This window comes from Acinetobacter sp. 18QD2AZ41W, assembly GCF_009829025.1.
Lineage (GTDB): Bacteria > Pseudomonadota > Gammaproteobacteria > Pseudomonadales > Moraxellaceae > Acinetobacter > Acinetobacter pseudolwoffii.
The window spans coordinates 519,349-539,174 of sequence record NZ_WURP01000001.1 but is presented as its reverse complement, the minus strand read 5'-3'; the positions used below and the strand labels follow the sequence as shown (position 1 = coordinate 539,174).

The window sequence follows — 19,826 nt, the reverse complement described above, 5'->3', positions numbered from 1 at the left end:
AAAGATAGAGCAACGACCGGATTAATCTTCTGTTGCTGCATTTGGCTTTTGGGCTATTGCATGACCTGCTTCAAGTTCAATTTGTGGCTCAACAATTTGCTTCTTGTCTTTTTTCTTCTTCTTTTTTTTCTTTTTCTTCGGTAATTCGACCAGCTCACCACCATCTTCAATCGCTTGCCAGTAATCCAGCTGTGCCATCACCGCGGCATAGATTGAATTTTTGCTATAGCGACCTTTTTTATCCAAGGTGCCGACCGGACGCGCCATCAGGATTTCCAGCGCCTGATCAATGGTATCAATCGCATGAATATGGAACTGACCTTCTTCGACAGCAATGGTGACATCTTTACGCAGCATCAGATGCTGCATATTCTGACGTGGAATAATCACGCCCTGTTTGCCGGTCAGACCTTGCAGCTTGCAGGCATCAAAGAAACCTTCAATTTTGGCATTGACACCGCCCACTGGCTGTACTTGTCCCAACTGGTTCATGGAGCCGGTAATGGCCCAGGATTGATCAATCGGTAACTGGCTAATCGCAGAGAGCAGGGCAGACAGTTCCGCGACTGTGGCACTGTCACCATCGACCTGACCATAGCTTTGTTCAAAGGCCAGCGCCGCAGAGAAGTGCAGGGTCTGTTCACGACCAAAATGTGCTTTCAGGAAAGACGACATCAATAACACGCCTTTGGCATGCAAGGAGCCACCGAGTTCCACACTGCGCTCAATGTCGAGAATGTCACCACCTCCTTGATACACCGAAGCAGTCAGACGTGAAGGAAGGCCAAATTCGACATCAGCATAATGAATTACTGACAAAGCATTAATCTGTCCCAAACGATGGCCACGGGTTTCGATCAGCTGTGTACCACGGGTCAGATCCTGCCAGTACAACTCACGTAAATAGCCTAAGCGATATTTACGATGATCGAGTGCAGTATTGATATGCTTTTCCGAGACCATCTTGTCACCGGCCTGAAAGGCATGATGATGCGCTTCACGAATCAGGTCACCCAAGGTCAGGGCATGTAATGATAGTGAGCTTTGGTCTTCGGCCTGACGGCTGGAATCTGTGAGCAGTGCAGCCAAAGCAGAACGGTCAAAAGGCAATAATTTATCCGATTGCACATAGTCGGCAATCAGCTGCATATAGGCCTGCTCGTTGTCGTCATTACGTTGTAATGTATCGGTAAAATCAGCACGGATTTTAAAGATGCTGCCTAGCTCCGGTTCAAGCTCTAGAATTTCATAATAAATTTCAGGCTCGGCCAGCAAGATCACTTTAATGTTCAATGGAATCGATGCCGGTTCAATTGAAATACTGCCGGTTAGCGTGATCATATGCTCAAGTGAAGACAGTTTTAAATGTCCGGATTTAAGCGCACGCTTCAAGCCTTGCCATGCATAAGGCTGTTCCAGCAATTGTTCCGCTTCCAGCATCAGAAAGCCGCCATTGGCTTTATGCAACGTTCCGGGACGAATCAGGGTGAAGTCCGTGGTGATCGTGCCATTTTGGGTTAGCTGTTCCACATGACCGAGTAAATTGTAATGTGTTGGAAAATCTTCAAAGATGACTGGCGCACCGCTATTCGGCTTGTGGGTAATAATCACGTTGGCCTGATAACGTGCCGGTACGCGGCTGAATAGTGCCGGGGTGAAATCATCCTCTTCCTGTTCCAGCACGATTTCGACATTATTGATAATATCTTCGGCATAATATTTTAGATAATGTTCCAAGCCTTGCACATGTTTGAACTTGGAGAGAATCTGTTCTACACGTGGCACCACCACCTGTTTGGCAATATCACGATTCAGAATCTGAACACGGTCGCGTGCATCATCTTCCAGATCACCCAGATGCAAACCCAGACGCTCCAGTTTTTTGTCCATATAGCGCATATTGGTTGCCAATTCGGCCCGATCCTGATTGCTCAGCGCATTCAGATCTTCCTGAGTCATTTCCTGTAATTTGTCATCAATCAGATGTACGGGAACAAAGCAGTGTTCATCGTGTCGCGAGATCAGTTTCAGATCGAGTTCTGCACCTTCTTTGGTGAGTTCGATCAGCGCCTGTTGCTGTTCATCGCCAGTTTCCTGGCGAATCATTTCAATGCGGTTGTGATAGGTTTCCGCGGTAAAACGGCGTTCAAGCTGTTTCAGAATGGTTTGCCAGCTTTGGTTTAACATGGCCTGAAATTTTGGACCCTGACCGGCAGGCAGCTCCAAAGCTATTGGTTGGCGCTGGTTTTGAAAGTTGTTGACATAAACCCAATCATTGGGTGTTTCCATGGTTTTGGCATGCTGTTGCAGCAGGCGCTTCACCATGGTGCGCTTGCCCAGGCCAGCCGTACCCACGGCAAAAATATTATAGCCTGAATAAGGTAAGGCAATCCCGGCCTCTACCGAAGCCCGTGCGCGGTCTTGCCCCAAGAAATTATTCAGGGGCTTGATCCGTTTGGTCGACGCCGGAATTTTTTCTAGGTTTGGAATGTGCGTCAGTTGGGTGGATTTTAAGCGGGTATGCTCAAGGGTGTTGTGAATTTCGCTTTGTTCAAATGCCGAGATAAGTAAATCTGAGCGGATATTTTCTGGTGTTGTCGTATTGTTGCTGGCGATAGAAGAATTAATTTGATCGAGTCTCTGGGTCACTGTTGAAATCCAAAACGAAATATTACGTTGATAAACGTTAAGGTATACAGATTTGCTTGGAAAATTCAAGCGAACATGTGGCTTTTGCCAGAAAATAAAAAACCGGAAATGTGATAAATATATAAATCTTGTTGAAAGATGCGCTATTACAGGATTGAATAGCAGCAATTGGTTTTTCCGCGGAAAATAATAAAGCAATGACAACACAAACGACGGGTTGGAAATCCGCATTTACAGCATTTTTAGATCGACGTGCCTTGATCATGCTGTTCTTGGGATTTTCGGCCGGTGTCCCGATTCTTCTGATTTTTTCCAGTCTGTCTTTATGGTTAGGTGAGGCCGGAATCAGCAAAAGTGCAGTCACTTTTTTTAGCTGGGCAGCATTGGGCTACTCGTTTAAATTCGTCTGGGCGCCGCTCATTGATGAACTGCCAGTGCCTTTTCTGACCAAGGCTCTGGGACGCCGTCGAGCCTGGTTGCTGATTGCACAGATTCTGATTGTCTGCGCCATTTCCATTATGGCTTTTTCTGATCCGGCTTTGGGCGTAACTCATTTACAGCAAATGGCGCTGGGTGCAGTCCTGCTTGGCTTTTCTGCTGCAACGCAGGATATTGTGATTGATGCCTACCGGATTGAACTGGCGGAAACCCAGATGCAGACCGTCTTGGCCGCGACCTATAATGCCGGTTACCGGATCGGAATGATCGTGGCGGGTGCTGGCGCCTTGTTTCTGGCCGCTTATTTGGGCACAGCCAAAGGCAACTATATCTACGATGCCTGGAAATGGACCTATCTGGCCATGGCCGCGGTAATGCTGGTCGGAATTGTCACCACGCTTTGCATTCGGGAACCGCAGGTTGACCGTGTGCCTAAACATTATCTGCGCAGTGATTATTTCCGTTTAGTCGCAGTGTTTTTTGTCGCAGTGATCAGCTTTGTACTGAGCTATATCTATTCAGGTAATCTGGTCGCCAGTATTACCGGACAGTTCACCATTCAAGATACTTTTGCCTTGTTCTGCTTTGAAGCCTTACGCTTTATTGGTTCTGGTGCGATTGCCTTTGCCATTGGTGCAAGCTTGGTTAAAATGGGTGCAGTCAACAAGCAGATGGCCTATGAAACCTGGGTTAATCCGGTTGCAGACTTCTTTAGGCGCTATGGCTTAAAACTGGCATTGGTGCTGTTGTTATTGATCGGTTTTTATCGGGTTTCCGATATCATCGCCGGGGTCATTTCCAACGTCTTCTATCAGGACCTGAATTTCAGTAAAGAGCAGATTGCCGAAGCGGTCAAAGTCTATGGGGTGATTTTCTCTTTAATTGGTGGTTTTCTCGGTGGTTTACTGGCCCAGAAAATGAACATCATGAAACTGATGTTTGTCGGTGCCGTGCTGGCCTGTTCCACCAACCTGATTTTTATTGGACTGGTCAAATCTGGTGAAAAACTGGCAGCTGTCGAAGTTAGGGTCGCTAATCAGGTTTATCAGGCCGATACCGATGAAGTCGGTTACTGGAAGCTGAATGTACCCAGTGATGTTTTAGCGCAGAGTAAGCAACTGCAAGTGACAGCCAGCTATCTAAATTCAGATCATGCTACTCAGCCTGTACAGGTCAGCATGCCGTATTTGACTGCACAACAGGGCAGCACCCAGTTACAGATTCTGCCGATCACCAGTGACAATACCCTCAATGTCGCTGAACAGGACAAGACCATTGTGGTACGTGGTCAATATGTCGGTGCAGCGCTGCAACCGATTCAAAAGATTGTTTTACAAATCAATGATCAGAATCTTGAGGCAAAATTAGAAAGTGAAGGCGTATTTACTGCCGCGATTCCTGCGCAGCAACTGATTCAGTCACCCGCACATATTGTCAGTGCAGTCTTGATGCAAGATGGCCAGGCGCTTCAGCAAACCACACATGTTTATCAGGTCAATGATCAGCTCATCCCTGGCCAGAATCTGGATGTTGATATTCAGCCTTTGGCGGTGATAGATGGTAGTAGTTCCGACATGATCGAAGTCAGTGGCAAGGTGATTAAACCTTATAGCGACAAGTGGCTTTATTTTGCCATTATTGTCGATAATCTGGCTGCCGGACTTGCGGGTGCTGCGTTTATTGCATTCTTGTCGAGCCTGACCAGTGTGTCATTTACCGCGGTTCAATATGCGATTTTTAGCTCACTCATGACCCTGACTCCCAAGATTTTAGGCGGATATTCGGGTACTATAGTGACCAATATTGGTTATCCGAAATTCTTCCTGATGACCACGTTAATTGGGATTCCGATCCTGATTCTGGTGGTTTGGGTCGCAAAACTGCTCGGTGAACACCAACAACAATCTGTACAGAAGGATGATTAATATGCGCATGCTGCATACCATGTTACGTGTAGGCAATTTAGAACAATCGCTCAAGTTCTATACTGAAGTACTTGGCATGACTTTGCTTCGTAAACGTGATTACGAAGAGGGCCGTTTTACCCTGGCTTTTGTCGGTTATGGCGATGAAGAAAATCACACCGTACTTGAATTGACGCATAACTGGGATACAGACAGCTATGAGCTGGGCAATGCCTATGGTCATATCGCGATTGCAGTCGATGATGCTTATAAGGCATGTGAAGAGATCAAGGCACGTGGTGGTAATGTCGTGCGTGAAGCTGGTCCAATGAAAGGCGGTGTGACTGTCATTGCATTTGTAGAAGACCCAGATGGCTATAAAATCGAGCTGATCCAGCAAGATCAGGATGCACGTAATAACTAAGTGGGATGTAGCGTGATAGATGAAATGTATTCACGTATAGATGAAAATATTACATCAACCTGAGTGCATAGCATGGGCCCGGCATCTGTTAAGATAGCCGGGCATTTTTTTATCGAACAATAAAACTTTAAGGGAAGAACAGCAGATGCTTAAATTGTTGGCATTGGACCGCTTTACGATATTGCTATTTGTCATGGTGCTGTTGGCCAGTGTAGTGCCTGTCTCCGGACAGGCCGCTGAAGTTTTTGGCTGGATCACGACAGGCGCGATTGCCATTCTATTTTTCCTGCACGGTGCCAAGCTGTCCCGCGAAGCGGTGGTGGAGGGGATCATGCACTGGAAATTACATACTTTGGTCTTTGCACTGACTTTTGCCTTGTTTCCTATTCTAGGTTTGCTGGCCAAGCCGATTTTATTGCCAATGCTCGGGCAGGAGCTGTACTGGGGCTTCCTGTTTATGTGCTTCCTGCCATCTACCGTTCAGTCTTCGATTGCTTTTACTTCCGTCGCACATGGGAATGTGGCCGGTGCTGTCTGTAGTGCATCTTTTTCCAATATTATCGGCATGTTTATCACCCCGGTATTGGTCGCATTTTTCATTTTAGGTCAATCTGAGCACGGGTTTGACCCAACCGCTTCGATTATCCAGATTACGCTGTTGTTATTGGTACCTTTTATCTTGGGGCAAATTTTACGTCCCTGGATTTATCCAAAAATGATGAAAATGCCAAAAATCGTCAAGGTCTTCGATCAAGGCTCAATTTTACTGGTGGTCTATGGTGCTTTTAGTAGCGCCGTAGTAGCGGGACTTTGGAATGAAGTCAGTCTCAGTACATTATTGCTGTTATTGCTAGCCTGTTCGGTGCTTTTGACCCTGGTGATGCTGTTGTCGCTGTATATCCCACGCTGGCTGGGTTTTAGTCGCGCTGACCAGAAGACGGTATTTTTCTGCGGTTCTAAAAAAACCCTGGCCAGTGGCGTGCCGATGGCACAAATTCTATTCATTGGCCAGCCACTGGGCATGATTGTTTTGCCAATCATGATTTTTCATCAGATTCAATTGATGGTTTGCGGGATTATTGCCAATGTGTGGGCCAAAGAGGCTGAGTCAGAAGCAGAAGAATAATTCGCATATTGAATTTGTTTCACGTATAATAGTGCCCACTTGTTGTGCTTAGCTCTGACGGTATCCGTCTCGGTGGGCCAAAAGAATGGTCTGTTGTGGTGTTGATCTGCATGAACTTTGTTCCTGCTTCCTCATTTGAGAGTGATCAATAGCGATGACAGCTAAACCTTCTTGAATCTAATGGAGTAATCGACCATGCGCGCCGATATTCACCCAAAATATGAAACTTTAGTTGCGACTTGTTCATGTGGTAACGTAATCGAAACTCGTTCAGCTGCTGGTAAAGAAACACTTTACCTAGACGTATGTTCAGCTTGCCACCCATTCTACACTGGTAAGCAAAAGAACGTTGACACTGGCGGTCGTATCGACAAGTTCAAACAACGTTTTGCTGGTATGTCACGTTCTGTTAAACGTTAATACCCAAAATAAAAGAAACGGGTCTCAAGCCCGTTTTTTTGTGCCTGCCATTTGGAAAGTAACCGCATGGCAGGCATATAACTATTTAATGCTCTTGTACATCAATCAGGTGATCGAGTTTTTTCTGGAAATAATCCCCTTGAATAAAGCGGGCATCAACATTCCAGGCATTGGCGAACAGGGTCATATCATTTAATTCGCGGACCAGAATATTCAGCGGTTTGATATCATTATAGCTGGTGATTTTTTCCTGCAGCTGCTCGACTTCAGTCTCGTTATTCAGCATCTGGGTCAAGCTGGAATGCAAGCTGACACCATCTATTTCCAGCTCACGCAGCAAATTCGGACTATACATCGATTGACCAAAATCACGCAGCGCAATCAGCGCGCCATGTTCATGCAGAACACGTAGATATTTCTGTGCATCCTGTTGATTCAGCAGAATATCTTCTTCTGAGAATTGCAGGATCAGCGGATGTCGGACTTTGCTACGAATAATCGTAATCAGCTTGGAAATAAATTCCGGGAAGCTACGGTCTTTAAACAGTACCGCACGGTTCAAATTCACGATTAAGGTCGCATCCGGATACTGGGTAATAAAATTGTGCAACTGTTTACTGGCTTCAACCAGAATCCAGCGATCCAGTTTAATTGACAGCTCATCATCTTCATGCAGTTCAAGCAGTGTAGAAATATCCTGCCATTTATTCTCATAAATGAAGCCGCTGGTCACTTCATAAGTATAAAGACGGGTATCTTCTTTATCATACAACTGCTGATATTTTAAATGGATTTCACCACGATCCAGACATTCACTCAAAGCTTTCAGGATATGAGGTGTCGCCGCAGGAATAGAGCTGACTGCTGGACTGATCGCCGTAGCTGTTGGGCTTTCGATTGGTGTCTCGGCCACACTAAAATCGATCTGCGGCATTTCTAGAGATGGCTGGTTGCTCAGTGAAGCAGGAATATCTAGTACAAATTCAGGTGCTACTTCTGCTTGAGGTAAAGACGTAGAGAAGGCTCGTGCAATCAGTTCATTGCAGTGCGCTTCATCATTTAAACCCTGTTCCAGAACCACATAACCCATGCGTAAATTGAGCGGGAACGAATTTTGTCCCACTGTCACTAATTGTGGCTTGCTGAGTGCATTTAATCCGATCAGTTTGGATTCAAGAATTGCTTTGGAATCTGCCTGGAACAGACCGACAAGGACGTCATATTCCAGCTTGAATAATGGAACATGGGTTTGTTCTTTGAGGAATTCTTTAACAGCTTTGAAATATCCACTAAACGTCGTCCACTCAGACTGTAGAACTTCTGGTTCATAGGAACTTAAAGAGAAAGTTACCATGGCATTTACAGGTGCGGACTGTTTGGTTATTTCACGTTTAAGGAGCTGGAAAGTACTCGGTTTTCCGGCTGGCTTCTCGGTATTGCCTGCTTGAGCCTGAGTATCAATAGTAATTTGTAGTGCATCTTCTTCAGCGCTGGATGGCAAGAATTCCAGTTTTAATGGCTTAGATGCGGCGACACGCGGATTAAGAGAGTGGATTTCAACCCGGCCTAAATCCACCTGGCCTTGAGAAATCTTTTTGAAACGTGTTTTAAAGTCGTTTAGATCAGAAGGTTGTAATAGATCTAGCAGCGGCAGGCCAATAATCTCGTCTTCACTTTGTAAGCCAAACAGTTTCAGATAGTCTGCATTGGCCTGAATATGAATCCCTTCTTGAATGGTTGCGATGGCACGATTACTATCTTCGACTAAGGATTGTGTCTGACTTTGTGCTGCTTCCAGTTCATTGAGCAAATGTTGCTGGGTCTGCGATACACGGCTAAATGACAATGCCCGAACCAGTCCCACATAAAAGCGTTCCAGGTAGTCAAAATTGAGAATGTCATAAATTCCTTTATGAATATACTGGGCATAGTGTTCAGCCTGATAGTCATCCGGTTTAAGCAAAATCATCGGCAGATGAGACTGCTGGGAAAGACGCACCAGACTTAAGGCCTGTTCATATTTCAGATCATAAGCACGGCCAAAGATAATCAGATCCCAGTTAAAATTTAACTGTTTTTCAAAAGATTGCAAATCATCAAGCAGGACAGCATCAACCTGATAGTCATTGCTGGTCAGAAGATCACGGATTTGGTTATATCTAATTTGATTATCATCAATAATCAGTAAACGTGTTTCGGTACGTTTTAACTTTTTAGACAATAATGGATTTCTCACTTCAATGCTTCCCATAAATCATGATTTCTGCTTTCATTCATGTGCTGACCGATAAAGTTTTCTATCATTTCTTCTTCTTGATCATTCAATAATTCATAATCAAAACGGATAAAACTCTGCGTAATCAGTTGTGCTTTGGTCAGATAGATTTTTAATTCTTTCTGACCGAGGCGTAAATGAATGGTTTGTTTTTCCCTAAACATCTGTGAACCAGAGACAATCACACTGGTCGTGACCTGATCCAGTTGCGTCATTTTTACCAGCAGTGCAGGCTGATAATTGACATGATGGCGTTCGGTACGGCTATAAGCCGCGCAAGGGAATAATTCCTGAGCCAGAACTTCCAGACCAATTTCCAGACTCTTGTCGGTCGATTGCTTGATCCAGCGAATCACACCACCACGCCACTGACGCTGTGATTTTTCCTGAACCAGAATAAATTCACCGGTTTTCAGATTGGCAGGGGTAATACCAGTCCATTTAATCCGGTAACCATTGACACTAATATCCAGAACTTCAGCGCTATGAATCTGTTTGGTTTCGCGATCGAGGGCCTTGATGCTGCTAAAACCACTTGGAATGGCATTTTCCATTGAGCTGACAAAACTGCTTTCACTCTGGAAATTATAATTGGCCTCAAGTTCCAGGGTCTCGTTAAAGTTTTTACCTTTGGATAGATAAAAATGTGCCACCGTCAAGCCAAAGCAGATATTGATCTGGGCTGAATATTCATAACGTTCATGACGGCGTTCGATATTATTCGAGAGCAGATTATAGATATGAAAATGTAGTGCAGGGGTCAGGAACAGTTTTTCATTACGCGACAGATACTGGGCATTTTTGCTTTGAGTATGGGTCAAATGTTCCATCAGATTCTGGGTGGAAATATAGAAGCTTGGCTGAAAATGTTCACCCTGATGCGAATTAAAGATCGGGGGGTGATCTTTGCTGGCATCCACCACATAGCGGGACAGTGTGGTTTCTTTCGGTAGAATCTGCACCAGTTTGGCCCAGTCAAAACTGCATAGGTACAGCCCCTGAATTTCTGCAGGGCGAATCTGATGGGTATTAAAAATATCCAGTAAAATCAGTTGAGCATAAGCATGTGCAATATTCTGGATCTCGTGCTGGGTGCCTAAAACCTGATTGATATTGCTTTGGTAGAAATTATTTTCGATTGCACATTCAAGCAGTTGATGTGCAGCCAACCATTGCCCCATATCCGGTGTGCTGTATAACATATGCTGTTGATATAACAGCAGGCTGAGCTGTTGCAAAGCATAATAAATCGACACCATACGCGCGGTTTGAATGCTTTTCTTTTTACCCAGAGAAAACAGGGAAAATTTTTGATGGGTCAGTTGATGATTACAGCGTTTGACGATATCAATATAAATTTTGGCAAAATGGCTACGCAGCAGCATGGCCAGTTCAATGATTTGATCGTTACGATCCGAAGTAATCAGCCCCTGATTGACAAAATGCTTTTCCAGACTGGTCAGAACATTTTCAAGGGTCGGATGCAAGACCTGAATCAGGTCAAAGCGCAGGGTTTCTGTGCATTTCAGCTCAGAAATTTCTAATAAGGCATTAAACAGGGATTTGGATGAATTTCCCAGTTGCAAAATTGAAATACCGGAAACCCACTCTTGCAAAGCTTTGGCAGTCGTCGGGCAAAAGCTCAGCTGATCCCGTGTGAGTTCCGTCGGTGTCTGAAAAATGTCGGACGTATGCTTGCTCATCTTTATTATTTAACTCAAAAATGTTGAAACCCCAAAAAGCGGTGTCTTATTGTTCTCGCCCGCTATTTCTCGAACCAGTTTAGGAACCAAATACCCCGGAAGGTTCGCTAAAACTTCAGTATAAATCTCATAAATGTCATCAGGTGGTAAATCAAAATGATGTGCACCTTTTACTTTATCAAGTACATGTAAATAATACGGCATCACCCCGGCATCAAACAAGCGATAGCTTAAATCTGTCAAAACCTGAGCAGAATCATTCACACCTTTTAATAAAACTGTCTGATTCAGCACAGTAATCTGTTGTTGAACCAACTGGTTCAAACGCTTGCAGGTGAAGTCATCCAGCTCCGATGCATGGTTGGAGTGTACCACCAGAATAATACGTAGCCTACTGTTTTTTAACATGCTAAGTAGCTCTTCGTCCACCCGGTTAGGGATCACAATGGGAACTCGTGAATGTATTCTTAAAAATTTGAGCTGTGGTAGAGATTCTAGCCGCTCGATCCAGAGTTGCAATTTCCGGTTGGATAAGGTCAGTGGATCACCACCGCTCAGAATCACTTCATTAATATCAGGCTGGCTTTCCAGATATTGCTTGATATTGATCCAGTCTTCATTTTTAGGCAGGTTGTCCTGATAAGGAAAATGCCGGCGGAAACAGTAACGACAATGCACGGCACAGGCACCGGTCAGCGTCAGCAAGAAACGTGATTTATATTTATGTAATACGCCGGGCTGCTGATTGGCCTGCTCTTCGCCCAAGGGATCGGTAACAAATCCCGGATGATCTTCCAGCTCCAGATGATGCGGCAGGACTTGTAACAGTAGCGGGTCTAAAGGATTGCCTGACTGTATTTTGCCGACAAAAGCACGTGGCACGCGTAATTTGAACTGTTCACTGGCCAAAATGGCACCTGAGAGCAGCTGCGCCGGTGCGAGTTGCAGCAGTTCAAGCAGTTCGTGCGGATCAGTAATCAGGTCGCTAAGCTGTGATTGCCAGTTTTGTTCTTGATATAAATAATTCGTCATGCTGGAAGATTAACAGTAGAAGTGGGAGGGCAAGGCCAGAGGGTTGCAGTTTAACAGTTTGTCGAGAACCAGAATAATCTGCTGTGCGATAAAATTTGTCGTCATGACTATATGTCAAAAATGATGACAGCCGGATGGCATTTTAGCGTCCAGCAAGACATGAATAAACAAAGGATTTTCATGCCTGATGCTAACTTAGGCAGTGTGAAGGGCTGAAAGCGGAATTTTTCATTGCGGCGAGCGCCATTGCTCATTTAGAATACGTAACATTAAATGAATGTGCATGTGGCAACTTAATGTTCGTGTCAGACTTGCTAAATGACATTGCAACAGCCCTTAGCATCGATAGATTAAAGTTAGTAAGTTTGGAGTGCGCCAGTCATGGCCTATTATTCTACGAATGATTTCAAATCAGGCCTTAAGGTTATGCTTGATGGTAACCCATGTTCAATCATGGAAAACGAATACGTAAAACCAGGTAAAGGCCAAGCCTTCAACCGCGTAAAATTACGTAACCTTAAATCAGGTAAAGTTCTGGAAAAAACATTCAAATCAGGCGAGAACCTAGAAGCGGCTGATATCGTTGAAGTAGAAATGGAATACTTGTACAACGATGGCGAAATGTGGAACTTTATGGATCCTGTATCGTTTGAACAGATCGCAGCTGATAAAACAGCGATGAGCGATGCTGCAAAATGGTTAAAAGACGATTCAAATGAAAAATGTACCATTATGCTGTTCAATGGCGTGCCGTTAAACGTGACTCCACCGAACTTCGTGGTACTTAAAATCGTTGAAACTGATCCAGGCGTTCGTGGTGATACTTCTGGCGGTGGCGGTAAGCCGGCGAAACTTGAAACAGGTGCTGTGGTACGTGTTCCATTATTCGTACAGCAAGAAGAAAGCGTTCGTGTAGATACCCGTACTGGTGATTATTTAGAACGTGCATAATGGTTTTAAAATAGACTATTATCGAGAGGGATGATCTAGATCATCCCTTTTTTTATGCCAAAGTCTTAGAGGAAAGTGAAAAGAACAGGCGTAAAGTCGCAAGGGAAAACAGCAGTACTTCGAACAACAACAACCGCGCTGATTTGTATGCATCACAATATGAGGGATTGAATGGAAACTTTACAAAAGAAGTCCACGCTGACTTCGAAAATAATTTGGCTTTTGGTAGCCATAGTGGGTGCAGTCTCCTTTGGAGTGCTGGCCCTGAGTCGGGGTGAGCATGTCAATGCAGTCTGGCTGGTACTGGCAGCTGCCTGTGTCTATAGCATTGCTTACCGTTTCTATAGCCTGTTTATTGCCACCAAAGTATTTGAGCTGAATGAACGCCGTTTAACCCCTGCGCATCGTCTGGCCGATGGTCTGGACTATGTGCCAACCAATAAAAGTGTTTTGTTTGGCCATCACTTTGCTGCAATTGCCGGTGCAGGCCCGCTGGTCGGTCCGATCCTGGCCGCGCAAATGGGTTATTTGCCCGGAACCATCTGGCTCTTGGTCGGTGTAGTACTGGCCGGTGCGGTACAGGATTTTCTGGTGCTGTTTATTTCGACCCGTCGTGACGGTCGTTCACTCGGTGAAATGGCCAAGCAGGAACTCGGCACCTTTGCCGGTATTATCGTCATGCTGGGTGCTTTAGGCGTGATGATCATCATCCTGGCGGTGTTGGCACTGGTGGTCGTCAAAGCCTTGACCAATAGTCCGTGGGGCGTGTTCAGTATTGCTGCCACGATTCCGATTGCGATCTTTATGGGCGTGTATATGCGTTTTATCCGTCCGGGTAAAATTGCAGAAGTGTCGATTATTGGTTTTGTATTGATGATGCTCGGGATCATCTACGGTGAAAACATCGCGCAACATCCGTACTGGGGGCCGTTCTTCACACTATCGGGAACTGAGCTGACCTGGGCATTGATTATCTATGGATTTATTGCATCAGTATTGCCGGTGTGGCTGTTGCTTGCGCCACGTGATTATCTATCCACTTTCTTGAAAATTGGTGTAATTGCCGGTCTGGCGATTGGTATTCTGTTTGCCATGCCTGAAATGAAACTGCCAGCGGTGACCAAGTTTATTGATGGTACTGGCCCAGTATTTGCAGGCTCCATGTTCCCATTCCTGTTCATTACCATTGCCTGTGGTGCGATTTCCGGTTTCCATGCCCTGGTCTCTTCGGGAACGACACCGAAACTGGTCAATAACGAACGCGATATCCGTGTGATCGGTTATGGCGGTATGTTGATGGAATCTTTTGTGGCGATCATGGCTTTGATCTGTGCCGCAGTTCTGGATCCGGGAATTTATTTTGCGATTAACTCGCCAGCCGCCTTACTCGGGACTACCGCAGAAAGTGCGGCAGAAGCAGTGCGTACCCTTGGTTTTGTGGTAACCCCTGAAGCCTTGACTTTATTGGCTCAAGAAGTCGGTGAAAACTCGATTCTGTCACGTACAGGTGGTGCACCGACTTTTGCGATTGGTATGGCGCATATCATCACGGAAATTTTTAATAGCCGTGAAATGATGGCGTTCTGGTATCACTTTGCGATTCTGTTTGAAGCTCTATTCATTCTGACAGCGGTAGATGCCGGTACGCGTGCCTGTCGCTTTATGGTGCAGGATACAGTCGGCATCGTGATTCCTGCGGTGAAAAACTCGCATAATTTCTTTGGTAACTTGCTGGGTACTGCGGTTGCAGTCGCAGGTTGGGGCTTCTTCGTCTATCAGGGCGTGGTCGATCCACTCGGCGGCATTAACAGCTTATGGCCGCTATTTGGTATTGGTAACCAGATTCTGGCTGCGATGGCGCTCATTCTCGGTACAGTCATTCTGTTCAAAATGAAAAAACAGAAATATGTCTGGGTCACCATTATCCCGACCGTTTTCCTGTTCATTACTTCCATGACTGCCGGCTGGCAGAAGATTTTCCACGAAAATCCGAAGATTGGTTTCCTGGCACAAGCTGATCGTTTCAATACGGCCATTGCCAATAATGAAATCCTGGCGCCGGCTAAAAGTATTGCAGAAATGCAGACTGTGGCCATGTCGAATCAGATTAATGCCGCACTTTGTGCCTTTTTTATGATCGTTGCTTTTGTGATGCTGTTCGCCGCGATTCGCGTGATTCGTCGTGCTTTAGCAGATCCGAATCCTTCTGTGCATGAAGCGGAAGCCATCTATCGCGATCCTGAAGACATTCAGCCAGCGAAAGGTCATTAAGGAGAGTCTTATGAATCTGAAATTTGCCAAAAGCGGAAAAACCATGATTTATAAAATCATCAAAATGACCGTGATGTCACAAAAGGATTTGATTCTGAATCCGAAAAACTGGTCACGTATTGCGACCTTGTGGCAACGCTTGCAGCAAAGTTTCCGCCTGATGGTTGGGGTGCCAGATTACCAGACCTATGTGGAGCATATGCGCAAGCATCATCCAGACCTGGAAGCGATGGACCCGAAAACATTTTATCGTCACTGTGTGGATTCGCGTTATCCATCGGCAGGCGGCGGGATGAAAAAGTGTCCGTGTTAATCATTGAGTAAAACAAGCGCCTTTCGGGGCGCTTTTTTATGCCTAAATATCGGTCTTAAAAATGGCCGAGCGAATGACCTCTCATTTCATTCACTCAGTTGTTTCAGAATATTCTTGATTCAAATCCAGGATAAAAATAAATCTGCATACCTTTTAAGTATGGTGTTTTAACTATCATAAATAAAATGTATACGAGGTATTAATACTCGCACTCGAAGAAAAAATGATTTCTTCTTGAACCGGTTTTTTTGCCTGTTTTCTATGTTGCCATTTTCTCCGTACTTGATAAAACCCACCTATTTTTATTTGAATTTTCGCCATTTTGTCGCGGGTATTCTCATTCAGTTACACAGATAGAGAATTGATCTTTTGGGGAAATTAAAATTTCAGTGTATGTTAATCCTAGACCGTGTTTTATTAGGAAAATTAGTGTGATCTGGGGCATGAAACAAAAGGAAAATAACGATACTGCACATCTCAATACTGTGCTTGAACAAAAGATTGCAAGTTATGCGCCCAAGATCCAGCATTTTTTTGAAGAGGTCAATGCCATCGTACTGGACAAGCAGGCCCAGACCAAGTTGGCGCTGTGCTGTCTGATTGCAGGTGGTCATGTTCTATTTGAGGATTTACCGGGTCTGGGGAAAACCACATTGGCGAGTAGTCTGGCACATCTGGCAGGGTTGAAGTTCCAGCGGATTCAATTTACCAACGATATGCTGGCCAGCGATGTCATCGGTATTAATATGTTTAACCAGAAAGAACATCAGTTCGAGTTTAAACAAGGCCCGATTTTCACCCAGATTTTACTGGCAGATGAAATTAACCGTTGTAGCCCCAAAACCCAGAGTGCCTTACTTGAAGCCATGGAAGAGGGTTATGCCACCATTGATGGCGTACGCTATGCCTTGCCAAAACCATTCTGGGTGATTGCCACACAGAACCCGCTGTTTCAAAGCGGCACTTATGCCTTGCCGGAATCGCAGCTGGATCGTTTTCTGATGCGTTTGTCTTTGGGTTATCCATCGCGTCATGCCGAGAAGCTGTTATTACAGCAGGAATCCCGTTTTGCCCTGATTGCCAGTCTGGCGCATATTTTTACTGAAGATGAAATTCTGGATCTGCAAAGTCTGGCGCATCAGGTCTTTATGAGTGAAGCGATTCAGGAATATCTGCTCGATCTGGCGGAAGAAACCCGCAAGAACCGTCATGGCCTGTCCACCCGTGGTTTATTGGCACTCAAGCGTGCAGCACAAGCGCATGCGCTGATTCAGCAACGTGCCTTTGTCACAGCGGATGACGTACAGGCCGTATTTGTGGCGGTGACTTCACATCGTCTGGGTTTGAGTGAAGCTGAAACTTTGAATGTCATGCAACAGGTTGCGGTCAGCTAAAGGAGTCCTCTCTTGGATAAAACCTGGCAAAAATGGCTGGCCAAACGCTTTCAATTTTCACAGCAGAAACAGCTCTCGCAGAAAGACGTCTTGGTATTTATTTATCAGCAGGGCTATCTGTATCTGGTGTTGATCTTGATCACCTTTGTGGCAGGGGTGAATTATGCCAACAATCTGATTTTAGGTTTCTGCTTTTTAATCAGTGCTGTGCTGTGTATCAGTTTTTATCTGACGTTTAAGCAGCTGCATGGCTTGAAGATTGAATTAATCGCGGATGAAGTGGGGCAGGTCGGACACAGTCTGAATCTGCAAATGTATTTTCAGCAGCAGCAAGTTCGACCACATTATTTGTATATTAAAGCTGGAAATCAGCTACACAAAGTTTATCTGAATGCACAGAAGCAGCAGTTTATCCTGCCATTTTATGCAGAGCAACGCGGTAAATTTGATTATCCCGTCATTCAAATATATTCGGTTTATCCTTTTGGATTGGTTCGGGCCTGGACTTATCTTTATCATCAGCATACTGCCTGGGTTGCGCCCAAAGCAGAAGTTTTTAGCGCAGAAAATAGATACCATCTGAACCGCTTTGAACCAGATATGGATGAATTTCGCGAACTGCGAAATTACCAGACTGGCGATTCCTTGCAGTCGGTATCCTGGAAGCAGTTTGCCCGAGGACAGGGCTTATATGTCAAGGTTTTTGAGCAGTATCAGGATGAACACAGTATCGAGATTCATTATGAACATATGCCGACGCAATCACATGAAGAAAAACTTGAATTTATGATGGGACTGATCGAGCAATGCGAGCAACAACAATGTGCTTATGCACTGCATTTGCCCCAAGCCGAATTGCCACAGGGTGCAGGTGAAGCGCAACTGCGTAAAGCCAAACAGTTATTGGCACAGGCCTAAGGCAGATAAAGCAATGATCAATGCAAAAATCCATACTTCGATTGTACTGACCTTGAGCCTGATTCTCATCGCCCAAATGGCATTTATTCCGGTTTTACTCAGCATTATTTTCGCCATCAGTATTCTGTGTATCTGGATTTATCTGAAACGTCAGCAGCCATTTCCTAAAATTGGCACCTTCTTGCTCACAGTTTTGGCACTGGGCAGTATTTATTTAAGTTATCAGAGCTTTATTGGTGTTGAAGCTGGAGTGGCAGTTTTATCGACATTTTTATTTGCCAAATCACTGGAAAGTAAAAACAGGCGTGACTTAATTATTTTGTTTAATTTTGCCCTATTTGTCGCTGCCAGTTCATTTTTATACAGTCAGTCATTTGGCATGGCGATCGTGATTGTGCTGTGTTTAATCAGCTGTCTGATTGGCCTGTACCGGATTCAGACCAGCGAGTTTGAGCAGGAGCCGACCACCCAGCGTGCCGCCTTACAACAGGATGCCAAGCATGTAGCGAAGTTTATCCTGTACGCCATTCCATTTTTTATCCTGCTGTTTATTTTCTTCCCGCGTTTGCCACCACTTTGGCATATTCCCATCCCAGAAAATAAAGGTGTGACCGGTATTAGCGACAGCATGTCGCCCGGTGATATTGCTGAATTATCGCAGTCTAGTGCATTGGCTTTCCGGATTATCGGTGATGTCAGTAAACTCCCACCGCGTTCAGAGCTGTATTGGCGCGCCTTGGTACTGGATGAATATGATGGTCAACGCTGGACCAGCAGTTTCGTCAATCAGCAACCTTTAATGCGACAGCCCATGGATAGCTCGCCAGTGCCGGTTGGATGGAACTATCAATATCTGGCTGCGGATCCTTCGGTGTTCTGGATCATGGGGCTGGAAAAATCAATACCTGTGGAGCGCCGTTATTATAACCGTCAGGACTGGAGTATTGTGCCGCGACGACTCACGCAACGTGTTGAACCGATTCCGCTGCAGTGGATTGGGACACAATATGATCCTCAGGCTGTAGGTCAATATCTTGCGCGAATCAATACCCAGGTACAGCGCAGATTGGATCCTCAAGCGCAGCAGCTGGCACAACGCCTATATATGCAAAGTGCTGAAGATCCACGCCGTTATGTGCAGAACGTTCTGAACTGGTATCAGCAGAATAACTTTGTTTATACCCTGAAACCGGGCCAGTTGGGACAAAACCGGATTGATGAATTTCTATTTAACTCCCGGCAAGGGTTTTGTGAGCATTATGCATCGAGTTTCGTCATGCTGATGCGTTATGTCGGGATTCCTGCACGTGTGGTGACTGGTTATCAGGGTGGGGAACTGGCACCGGATCGTAAGAGTTGGGAAGTCCGGCAACTGGATGCTCATGCCTGGACAGAAGTCTGGTTAGATCAGAAATGGCAGCGCTTTGATCCGACCGCCATGATTGCGCCGCAACGTATAGATGGCGGAATGCAAAACCTGCTGTCTCAAGATGAAAGAGTCTGGTCAAATAATTCGACCTGGACATCGCAGAATAATCAGTGGATGACCAAGATGCGGGTCTGGAGCGATTATGCCAGCTACCAGTGGCAAAGCAAGGTGGTGGGTTATAATGCAGAATCGCAACAGAACTGGCTATCAAAATTAGGTCTGAGTTCGGTTTATTCGAGTATTGTGGTTTTGCTCGGCAGTATTGCATTACTGATTCTAGCTTATATATTAAGAATTTATCTAAAAGCCCGACAGGCTCAATCCCCATTTGATCGTGCTATCCAACAGTTGAATCAATCTTTAGCTGACGATCTCAAAAAACAGCCTGCTGAAACTTTTCATCACTGGATGCAGCGTTTATCCCAACAGGTTAAGGTCGAAAATCAGTCTGCATTTATAGAGGCAATCCGGATTTTTGAAAAGTATCTTTATTCAGGAGCAGAACTTACTGATCAAGAATTGAAAAAATTCAAGGATTTGCTTAAAACTTGTGCTGACAGTTTGAAAATCAAATGAAAA

The 19,826-nt window shown here is 45.1% G+C and carries 14 protein-coding genes; 10 read left to right on the top strand and 4 right to left on the bottom strand.

Annotation, left to right across the window (positions count from 1 at the left end; all coding sequences use genetic code 11):
• Positions 1–21: 21 nt before the first annotated feature.
• Entirely contained in the window at positions 22–2,616 is a 2,595-nt protein-coding gene (locus tag GVV58_RS02500; protein ID WP_252721250.1) for an ATP-binding protein, read from the bottom strand.
• 230 nt (positions 2,617–2,846) lie between these two features.
• Between GVV58_RS02500 and GVV58_RS02495 the strand changes: the two genes are divergently transcribed.
• The 4 genes from GVV58_RS02495 to rpmE all read left to right on the top strand — a co-directional run bounded on the left by GVV58_RS02495 (position 2,847) and on the right by rpmE (position 6,961).
• Positions 2,847–5,012, top strand: coding sequence for an MFS transporter (locus GVV58_RS02495; RefSeq protein WP_159515929.1), 2,166 nt, complete (start codon positions 2,847–2,849; stop codon positions 5,010–5,012).
• 1 nt (position 5,013) lies between these two features.
• Positions 5,014–5,415, top strand: a complete 402-nt coding sequence (gloA, locus tag GVV58_RS02490; protein ID WP_005096493.1) for a lactoylglutathione lyase — start codon at positions 5,014–5,016, stop codon at positions 5,413–5,415.
• A 145-nt stretch (positions 5,416–5,560) separates the two neighbouring features.
• The gene (locus tag GVV58_RS02485; protein ID WP_005171651.1) at positions 5,561–6,541 is read left to right on the top strand and encodes a bile acid:sodium symporter family protein; all 981 of its coding nucleotides are present in this window, start codon (positions 5,561–5,563) and stop codon (positions 6,539–6,541) included.
• A 195-nt stretch (positions 6,542–6,736) separates the two neighbouring features.
• Positions 6,737–6,961: a 50S ribosomal protein L31 gene (gene rpmE, locus GVV58_RS02480; RefSeq protein ID WP_005096496.1), complete on the top strand. Its 225-nt coding sequence runs from the start codon at positions 6,737–6,739 to the stop codon at positions 6,959–6,961.
• An 85-nt stretch (positions 6,962–7,046) separates the two neighbouring features.
• Here rpmE and GVV58_RS02475 read toward each other — a convergent pair whose 3' ends face one another.
• Genes GVV58_RS02475 through epmB form a run of 3 tightly spaced genes read right to left on the bottom strand, consistent with a single transcriptional unit; the run spans position 7,047 to position 11,971 of the window.
• Positions 7,047–9,212, bottom strand: coding sequence for an EAL domain-containing protein (locus GVV58_RS02475; protein WP_159515928.1), 2,166 nt, complete (start codon positions 9,210–9,212; stop codon positions 7,047–7,049).
• Complete coding sequence (locus tag GVV58_RS02470; protein ID WP_159515927.1) at positions 9,194–10,939, bottom strand: GTPase; 1,746 nt, start codon at positions 10,937–10,939, stop codon at positions 9,194–9,196. The genes GVV58_RS02475 and GVV58_RS02470 overlap by 19 nt, the downstream gene beginning before the upstream one ends.
• 9 nt (positions 10,940–10,948) lie before the next feature.
• Positions 10,949–11,971 (bottom strand): EF-P beta-lysylation protein EpmB, encoded by a 1,023-nt coding sequence (epmB, locus tag GVV58_RS02465; protein ID WP_074382988.1) that lies wholly within the window; start codon positions 11,969–11,971, stop codon positions 10,949–10,951.
• 381 nt (positions 11,972–12,352) lie between these two features.
• Between epmB and efp the strand changes: the two genes are divergently transcribed.
• From efp to GVV58_RS02435, 6 genes are all read left to right on the top strand, one after another.
• Positions 12,353–12,922 (top strand): elongation factor P, encoded by a 570-nt coding sequence (gene efp / locus GVV58_RS02460; protein WP_005171644.1) that lies wholly within the window; start codon positions 12,353–12,355, stop codon positions 12,920–12,922.
• Positions 12,923–13,093: 171 nt separating this feature from the next.
• Positions 13,094–15,193 (top strand): carbon starvation CstA family protein, encoded by a 2,100-nt coding sequence (locus tag GVV58_RS02455; RefSeq protein WP_005171642.1) that lies wholly within the window; start codon positions 13,094–13,096, stop codon positions 15,191–15,193.
• A 10-nt stretch (positions 15,194–15,203) separates the two neighbouring features.
• Complete coding sequence (locus GVV58_RS02450) at positions 15,204–15,506, top strand: YbdD/YjiX family protein (RefSeq protein WP_005096505.1); 303 nt, start codon at positions 15,204–15,206, stop codon at positions 15,504–15,506.
• A gap of 431 nt (positions 15,507–15,937) precedes the next feature.
• Positions 15,938–16,900, top strand: coding sequence for an AAA family ATPase (locus GVV58_RS02445; protein WP_005096506.1), 963 nt, complete (start codon positions 15,938–15,940; stop codon positions 16,898–16,900).
• 12 nt (positions 16,901–16,912) lie between these two features.
• Positions 16,913–17,818: a DUF58 domain-containing protein gene (locus tag GVV58_RS02440; protein WP_100355099.1), complete on the top strand. Its 906-nt coding sequence runs from the start codon at positions 16,913–16,915 to the stop codon at positions 17,816–17,818.
• 13 nt (positions 17,819–17,831) lie between these two features.
• On the top strand, positions 17,832–19,823 hold the full coding sequence (locus GVV58_RS02435; RefSeq protein ID WP_159515926.1) for a DUF3488 and transglutaminase-like domain-containing protein: 1,992 nt from the start codon (positions 17,832–17,834) through the stop codon (positions 19,821–19,823).
• Positions 19,824–19,826 lie beyond the last annotated feature (3 nt).